Source organism: Vibrio sp. 1F255 (assembly GCF_041439145.1).
GTDB lineage: Bacteria > Pseudomonadota > Gammaproteobacteria > Enterobacterales > Vibrionaceae > Vibrio > Vibrio crassostreae_C.
In genome coordinates, this window is record NZ_JBGONQ010000069.1 from 1 (window position 1) to 3,000 (window position 3,000).

Here is a 3,000-nt window from a genome sequence, read left to right on the forward strand (position 1 = left end):
TGAGCTTGAGATGTTACAACGCTCAAGTGGGCGAAATCATGGCGAATGTCAAAGCGATTAACAAAGTCATAGGACTAGGTATGCCCGTTAGAAGCTAACGGCTAGCTACATATGGTGTTGTTGATCTTCAAGCTGATTTGATCAACAACGCCGTGCTTAAGTAACAACACTAATCAATTTAATAGACGTTTTCTGTCTATCAGTTCCTCTTTAAGGAAGCGAAGAGTTGTCAATTATCACAGATGAAAAATGTCTATAAAGATAAATATAGTTGCATTTCAAACCAAGCCTTAGGTTGGGTAAGTCCATATCTGTCACGCCATGAGATAATGACATGAACAAGAAAATATTAACCGGTATAATACTAGTGTTTTCAATTGTCTACTTAGTTCTAGAGACAAGTTTTTTTATTAGCCTAATGAATGCTATTCGTTACGATAAAGTCCACACCATTGATGATATTGACCTTTATGGGCGTTCGCTTTCTGGCTTTGGAATGTCGCTATTGGTGTTTAAGTTAATGGCACTTGGCAGAAGAGATTTTTCCTTTGTTTCAAAGCTCGTAGCGGTAGTTACTGTGTTTTCTATTACTTTTTATAGTCAAAAAATATTTGTAGACTACTATCTTGACTCTCGCTCAGAAGTTGAAAAGAAGCGTCACCATCGAGCTTATATGATTCAAAAGTCATATGCTAATAATGTGCGCACTTTTCCTAATATAAACAGCCAGCACGCTGGGAGCTCATCGCTTGATGTGCAAGTAGCATTTTTTACACCTGCCGCTATTGGACAAGCTGAGTTATTTGAAGATCGTGGCAGATTGAAACCAAGCTACTGGCTCTCTATATATCAAAGCGATTTTAAAAATAATTGGCGTTATTACTACACAAAGTACCAATCGATTAACCAGCATATCAAGACCCTTTTGAAAGAATATGAGCAGCAATCAAATCAACTGATGCGGACGTTACGTGCCAGAGGTTTAAGCGAACATGATCAGATTGCAAATAACTACCACCGCTACGTTCGTATCCTAGGCCACACAGGTATAACTACAAGAATCAAAGATAAAATTTATGAAGAAACCGGTGTTCGTATGTCTACTAACTGGCACCCAACCAAGGATAAACAGGAATTTTTGGATAAGTATATTTCTCAATTTGGGGATGAAATAACAAAAAATAAGCAAAAAGCGATAAATGCACTATACGGTGTTAACGTAGAATCAATGCATATAGATAACCCTTTAAGAAGCCCATCAGTCATAAAAAAGATTACTGAGCGAATTGATATTTTCTCTAATGGCTATGTTTTCCCGATAAACCTAAATGGACATGAGTTCTATCATCACTATAAAGACACGATTCCTGACAATTTAGTTTCAAAATACAAAAATGCTAGTCGCGATCCTGAAGCACTTGATGATATTGGGCGGGTTTTCGTCGTACCATTTGTAGCATTGCTTTTCTCTGCTGTTGGTATAGTTCTCAATTTCCGTTCATTTATTGATACTTCCGCTCTCGTTTTTGTGTTCGGGAATAGGATAACTTTGATGTATCAATGTACCCGTGTTGCTTTATGGGGTCTTGTTTTTGCTGGACCTATGATAATTAATCAGACTATCTTTGGGGATGGAAATGTTCTATTCGAGCAACTTAATAAATACAGCTCAACCCTCGGAGATTGGGGCATACAGTATGGAAGTGCAGTCGCTTTCATTATCAGGTCAGTAACCGGGGATAATATCTTCTTAATGTTTTAGTTGGTGTGGCATTACTGCCTTATTGGTGTGATTATTTGGCTCAGTAGGTTTGTTGATAGGAATGAGATTAGATGTTGCGAGTTAATAAAAATAAAGTGTTGTATTTTGCTGATTATCTTCACTTGAAACGCAAGTCTCCTATCAGATGTGAGAGTTCGATAAGCTATCAAGAATATCAAGAATATCAAGAAGCAGTTCAGTTTCGCATTGTAAGAATAGCGATGGGAACACCAACGTTTGAACAAGAAAAAGAAGCAATCTTTCACTATATTAAGCATGAGGTTTTTTCAGATGGCTGTGAGATAAGAAATTTCAAGTTGGAGTCAAGGCTAATTAGGGAATATGATTATGCCCTTGCGTGGCCATGGGGAGGGGCATAGTGAGTTTGGTGTGTCGACTATACGCAGGTTTTTATGGCGCTGCTTAGCCCAGAAAGAAAGCTCGTCCGAGCAATCAATTCCTTCCATTATGCTGACCAATTAGGGCTATTTTTAATTAATCACTATCTTATTGTTTATAATGGTTTTATAACCTGAATATTGTCTCAAAATGGATTTTTTAGTGTGTCTACTTACCAGGACGCTGAGATAGTTGGATTGTATATCGCGTTTAATCTTGTAGCAAAAGGTTAGGGCTGTTGTCATTGTCTAAGCCTCTTAAGTATCTCAGTACCATACTGTCACTTTTCCAGTCCCCAAGCTGTATTAATTGAGTTAAGCTTAACCCGGCGGCATAACCATCTTGTAGTGCACCAACACGACTCGAGTGACCACTCCATACATCTCGATGATGGCGCTTACTGGTGACAACGTCACCTGATTGTTCTAAGAATTGATGAGCACGTTGGTATATTCTATCAACGGTCATGCCAGACATCGGCGTTTCTCTGTACGCTGCTGGCCTCAACCCTTTAGGCGTGAGCCAACTAAAGATAAATTCATTGTCTTCAAGGTTGCTACAGTATTCTTTTAAGTACGTCCTAAGAATGGATGCAAAGCGACCCGTTAACCGCTTCGGCTCTGGGCTAATACTGGTTTTTGATGAAACACGTTCAATGTTAATGTCCCAATTATCCAATATTGTTATGTGCTTTTTGCGTATCGCACCAATTTCTGACTCTCTAAGTAAGGTACCATAAGCGACGGTGAGCACGGTTAAATCTCTAAATTGCAGGGGATATTTGTCAGGGCAAGATTACGAAGCCCCTTGCCCTGCAAGGACTTGCGAAAGGTAAGCGT

3 protein-coding genes and 1 pseudogene are annotated in these 3,000 nt (G+C 39.0%); 3 read left to right on the plus strand and 1 reads right to left on the minus strand.

From position 1 onward, the window contains the following. The 3 genes and pseudogenes from ACED41_RS21355 to ACED41_RS21365 form a co-directional block, all read left to right on the plus strand. A pseudogene (locus ACED41_RS21355) lies at positions 1 to 98 on the plus strand (IS5 family transposase); the annotation flags it as partial. 236 nt (positions 99 to 334) lie between these two features. Further along, on the plus strand, positions 335 to 1,762 hold the full coding sequence (locus tag ACED41_RS21360; protein ID WP_371725649.1) for a hypothetical protein: 1,428 nt from the start codon (positions 335 to 337) through the stop codon (positions 1,760 to 1,762). Between the two features lie 71 nt (positions 1,763 to 1,833). After that, positions 1,834 to 2,142: a hypothetical protein gene (locus tag ACED41_RS21365; RefSeq protein ID WP_371725650.1), complete on the plus strand. Its 309-nt coding sequence runs from the start codon at positions 1,834 to 1,836 to the stop codon at positions 2,140 to 2,142. A gap of 229 nt (positions 2,143 to 2,371) precedes the next feature. Here ACED41_RS21365 and ACED41_RS21370 read toward each other — a convergent pair whose 3' ends face one another. Continuing rightward, the gene (locus ACED41_RS21370; RefSeq protein WP_371725651.1) at positions 2,372 to 2,935 is read right to left on the minus strand and encodes a tyrosine-type recombinase/integrase; all 564 of its coding nucleotides are present in this window, start codon (positions 2,933 to 2,935) and stop codon (positions 2,372 to 2,374) included. Between the last annotated feature and the right edge of the window lie 65 nt (positions 2,936 to 3,000).

Coding starts and splice junctions, on each gene's coding strand:
- ACED41_RS21360 (WP_371725649.1), top strand. CDS start 335: ATGAACAAGAAAATATTAACCGGTATAATACTAGTGTTTTCAATTGTC.
- ACED41_RS21365 (WP_371725650.1), top strand. CDS start 1,834: ATGTTGCGAGTTAATAAAAATAAAGTGTTGTATTTTGCTGATTATCTT.